The sequence below is a fragment of the Hymenobacter agri genome (assembly GCF_054778495.1).
This window is the reverse complement of the sequence record NZ_BAAGZM010000328.1, coordinates 1-4,676: the sequence shown is the minus strand read 5'-3', so window position 1 is coordinate 4,676 and position 4,676 is coordinate 1. Positions and strand designations below refer to the sequence as shown.

Annotated in this window: 4 protein-coding genes; all 4 read right to left on the bottom strand. The window is 62.7% G+C overall.

Annotated features, from left to right (window positions below; genetic code table 11):
* Positions 1-376: 376 nt before the first annotated feature.
* Positions 377-1,168, bottom strand: coding sequence for a DUF4292 domain-containing protein (locus ACYVDE_RS14930; protein WP_460502337.1), 792 nt, complete (start codon positions 1,166-1,168; stop codon positions 377-379).
* Complete coding sequence (locus ACYVDE_RS14925) at positions 1,161-3,011, bottom strand: tetratricopeptide repeat protein (RefSeq protein ID WP_460502336.1); 1,851 nt, start codon at positions 3,009-3,011, stop codon at positions 1,161-1,163. The genes ACYVDE_RS14930 and ACYVDE_RS14925 overlap by 8 nt, the downstream gene beginning before the upstream one ends.
* A gap of 233 nt (positions 3,012-3,244) precedes the next feature.
* On the bottom strand, positions 3,245-4,255 hold the full coding sequence (locus ACYVDE_RS14920; RefSeq protein WP_460502335.1) for a sugar phosphate nucleotidyltransferase: 1,011 nt from the start codon (positions 4,253-4,255) through the stop codon (positions 3,245-3,247).
* A 66-nt stretch (positions 4,256-4,321) separates the two neighbouring features.
* A partial coding sequence (gene dut, locus ACYVDE_RS14915) for a dUTP diphosphatase (protein WP_460502334.1) occupies positions 4,322-4,676 on the bottom strand: 355 nt, incomplete at its 5' end.

Genomic DNA, 4,676 nt, shown 5'->3' with positions numbered 1-4,676 from the left:
CTGGGTGCGGCGCGTCGGTGCCGGGCGGGCCGCCGACTTCGTCGTTTTGCCCCGCCGCGTGGGTTGCGGGCGCTTTTGCTGGGCCAAAGCCGGCCCGGCAAACATCCACGTTGCCAGCAGCAACAGCAGCCACCAATAGCTCCGACCGGCGCCACTTGCTGGCGGGAATGCTACAATATCGGTTCGGGCTACCTGCTTATTCAACGGAGAAACATTCAAAAACCTACCAATCTGATAGAAAGGCAAAATTAGGCAGCCGCCGCTGGTATTCCGCCCGGTGGGCCGAATGCATCGTAGCGTGAACCATTAGTTCGCCCCTCCGCACCGGTCATATTGCACAAATGGCGGGGCAACGCGAACGGAAAGTTCGCGCAACTTAGCGCAGGCGGCGGTAGCCTTTCGGCACTTCAAACGGAAAGGCCAGCCGGCTGCGGCTTACTTCCACTTTATTGAAGTTGATGGCGGCCGTGACGGCCCCGGCCGACGGCTGCTGCGCCTGCACAAACAGCGACCGCGCAAACGGCAGCGGCTGCTGCTCATCCAGCGGCTGGAAATCGGTGTAGTCGACGGTGAGGTTGCGCTGGGCGGCGGCATCGCTGAGGTGCAGCTGCTGCACGCGGCCGGTGTTGCCGGCCTGGAGCAGGTGCTCGACGAGCACAGCGCCCAGCGGGTAGCTCACGCGCTGGCGGCCGGCCTCCTCGGTGGCCACGGTGGGCTGGGTGCCAGTAGGGGCGGGCAGGTAGTCGCCCAGCAGCAGGGTTTGCATCTGGGCGAAGCTCACGGGCACGTTCAGCAGCTTGCTGAGGTAGTCGTAGCCGCCGCTGAAATAGGTTTTCTCCAGCTTGTTCACCACGCGCACCGAGTCGCGGGTGAGCACGGCGCGCACGCCCTCAAATCCCGCCAGCCCGGCCGATACCCAGATGATGCTGTCGCGCCGCATTCGCACCGACATGTTGGCGCCCTGCTTGTTGCCCTTCATCGTCACCTGCGCCTTGCCCTTGATGGTAAGGAAGTCGAACGCCGTGTTCTGGGCTTTCACCGACGGCAGGGTGGGCTCCATGGCCGGGGTGGAGGTGCCGGGGCCGGTGGTCGACACGGTGGGCACGGCCTTGCGGGCGCAGCCGGCCAAACCCAGGCCCAGGGCCAGCAGCAGCGAAAATTTATTCATAGAGCTTGTGTTCTTTCAGTTTGCGCTCCAGCAGGTCGGAGGTGCCGCCGGCTTTGCGGGCGCGCTGCCACTCGGCGGCGGCTTTTTCCTTGTCGCCGAGCTGGTAGAGAATGTCGCCGTAGTGCTCGATGATGGAGCCGTCCGTCGACTTGGTAATGATTTTATCGAGCACGTCCTTCGCGCCGGCGTAGTCCTTCTGCTTGTAGAGCACCCAGGCATACGTATCGAGGTAGGTCTCGTTATCCGGAAACTGCTTCACCACCTTGCCGGCCATGCTTTTGGCCTTGTCGAGCTTGGCGCCGCGCAGCGAGAGGTAGTAGCTGTAGTTGTTCAGCACCAATACGTTGCTGGGGTCGCTGGCCAGCGAGGCTTCGTAAGCGGCGTCCGATTTTTCGTCTTCGTGCAATTCGTGGTAGGCCTCGCCCAGCTGGGCGTCGAACTGCGCCAGCAGGGCGGCGTTGTTGGTAGCCAGCTTGCGGCCGTGCTCCAGCGACTTGGCGGCGCGGGCCGGCTGCTTTTTCAGCTGGTAGGCAATGCCGTTGTAGAACCAGAACTGCGCCTGGTTCGGGAAAATCTCCAGCGCGCGGTTGCTGTGCAGCAGCAGCGAGTCGGTCTGGTTCAGCTCGCCGTCCAGCCCAATCACCTGCTGCCACACCTCAAACCGGGAGTTGTCGTAGCGCAGGGCACGCGAGTAGGCGTTGCGGGCCTCGGCCTTGCGGTCGGTTTGCACCAGTACGTCGCCGCTGATGGCGTAGGCCTTAGCCTCCTTGGGGTGGGCGGCCACGGTGGCGGCGGCCAGGTCGCGGGCCAGCTGGTTGATGGATTCCTGCGGGCTGGGTAGCTGCTTGAGGTAGCCGAGCAGGATGCGCACGGCCACATCGATGTCGAGCGACGGGCTGCTTAGGGCCAGGCGCAGCTCCTGGGCCGACTCGGTGGCCAGGTTCTGCTGGCGGTACACGTCGGCCAGAATGAGGTGGGCCTGGGCAGCGCTGGGGTCGAGGCGTAGGGCCTGCTGGGACACGCGGAGGGCATCGGGCAGGCGGTTGTTGTTGGCGTAGAGCTCGGCCTGGGCCAGCACGTAGCGCACCTCGTTGGGGTTGGCCTTGATGAGCTTTTCGCCCTCGGCCAGCGCCTGGTCCAGCTTGTTCTGCTTGAGGTAAATCTGCTGTTTCTTGAACGAAATCTCGTCGACCTGCCCGAATTCCTTTTCGGCCTGGTCGAGCGTGGTCAGAGCCTCGGGCAGCTTGCCCTGGGCCAGGTACAGGTCGGCCAGGTTGAAGAGGTAGCTCCCCGATTTCGGCACCTCCCGAATAAGGGTAGCGTAGGTTTTGATGGCCGCGTCGTACTGCTTCTGGTTGGCCTCAATCTGGGCCAGCAGCAGGTAGTAGTAGGCATTCTTGGGGTCGATGCGGGTGGCGGCCTCGGCGTAGTTGGCCGCGTCGCGCAGGTTGCCGCTCAGCATGTTGGCCTCGGCAATCTTGTAGTTAATGGCCGCGTTGTCGGGGTCGATGGCGTAAGCCTTCAGCAGGCTTTCGAGGGCCTTGTTGTAGTCTTCGAGCAGCGAGTATTTCACGCCGTCTACGAACAGGGCTTCGCTGCGCTCGCGCTCGCGCTCGGTCATCAGCGACGACATCTGGGCGCGCAGGGCAGCACGCTTGGCGCGGGCATCGGCCAGCTTCTTTTCCAGCTCGTGCTGCTCTTTTTCGAGGGCGCGCTGTTGGCGGCGCGTCAGGGGCTTTTCGGGCGTTGTCGTTGCCGGATTACCTTCCGGCACCTGCGCCACGGCCATTCCGCCCCAGAGGCTGGCCCCCAACACTACGCTCAGCACAACACGACGCATCATAGCAGCTATATAACAAAGCCGGACGCAAGGCCCGGCTCCCAAAAATACAAGGAATCCCGCATGTTACTCCGGATACTCAACGCAGCTTATTGCGTTGCAAGTTTCGGGGGGCTGGTTACAGTTTTCTGGTTGCTGGGTGCTGGTTGGCAATGAATGTCAACCAGCACCCAGCAATCAGAAGCCAGCAATTCAGCTACACTGGCTGCCGAAGCCGCTTAGGCAACGGCCGTGGCTCACACCCGCAGCTGGTTGTAGTCGCCGAGGCTCAGGTCGTCGGGGGTGCCGGCCACGGTGGCGAAGTTGCCCACCATCGAATTCGTAATCACCACATTCAGCAGCGAGGCCGACTGCTGCACGATGGAGTTGCTCAGGCGCGTGTCGCGCACGTTGGCGTGGTTGCCCAGGCTCACGTGCGGGCCCACCACCGAGTTGGTGATAACGGCACCCTCGCCCACGTACACCGGCTCAATCAGCACCGAATTGGTGATTTTGGCCGACTCGTGCACCAAGCTTTCGCCGCGCTCCTTGAGGTATTCGAGGTAGCGCTGGTTGGTGAACACGGTGGCGTCCTTGTTGCCGCAGTCGAGCCATTCCGTCACGCGGCCGGGCACGAACACCATGCCCTTGTTCTTCATGTTTTCGAGGGCATTGGTGAGCTGATACTCGCCCTTGTCCTTAATGTCGTTGTCGAGCAGATACTGCAGCTCGCTGCGCAGGTACTCGCCGTCCTGGAAGTAGTAGATGCCGATGATGGCCAGGTCCGACACGAATTCCTGGGGCTTCTCCACGAACTCCGTAATCTCGCCCTTGTCGTTTAGCTTCACCACGCCGAAGGGCTTGGGGTCGTCCACCTTCTGCACCCAGATGGTGCCGGGCACGCTCGAATCGAGCACAAAGTCGGCTTTGAACAGCGTATCGGCGAAGGCCACCACCAGCGGGCCGGTGAGGCTTTCCTTGGCGCAGAGAATGGCGTGGGCCGTGCCCAGCGGCTCGTCCTGGTACACGATGGTGCCCTTGGCACCCACCGATTCGGCAATCTTCACCAGGCTTTTTTCCACTTCGGCCCCGAAGCGGCCGATGATGAAAGCCACCTCATCCACGGGCTCGCCGCAGACTTTGGCAATGTCCTCCACGAGGCGCTGCACAATGGGCTTGCCGGCAATGGGCACCAAGGGCTTGGGAACGGTGAGGGTGTGGGGGCGCATGCGCTTGCCCATGCCGGCCATCGGGACGATGATTTTCATGCTGAAAAAGGTGTCAGTGGTTTGATATTCAGGAATGCAAAGTAGTGGGCCAGGCAGTAGCTGCGGCTAGCGGCCCGTGCTACCATACCCGCCCGCGCCGCGTTGGGTTTCGCTCAGCGCGTCGGTGGGCTGCCAGGCAATGGTTTCGTGCTTGGCAACTATCAGTTGGGCAATGCGTTCGCCGTCGTTCACGACGAAGGGTTCGTTCGATAGATTCACGAGTAGCACGCGCACTTCGCCGCGGTAGTCGGCATCAATGGTGCCGGGGCTGTTCACCAGCCCAATGCCGTGTTTGAGAGCCAGGCCGCTGCGGGGCCGAATCTGGGCTTCGTAGCCTACCGGAATTTCCAGGCTGAGGCCCGTGGGGATGAGGGCGCGCTCGAGCGGGCCGAGCGTGACGGGCGCGGCCAGGTGGGCGCGC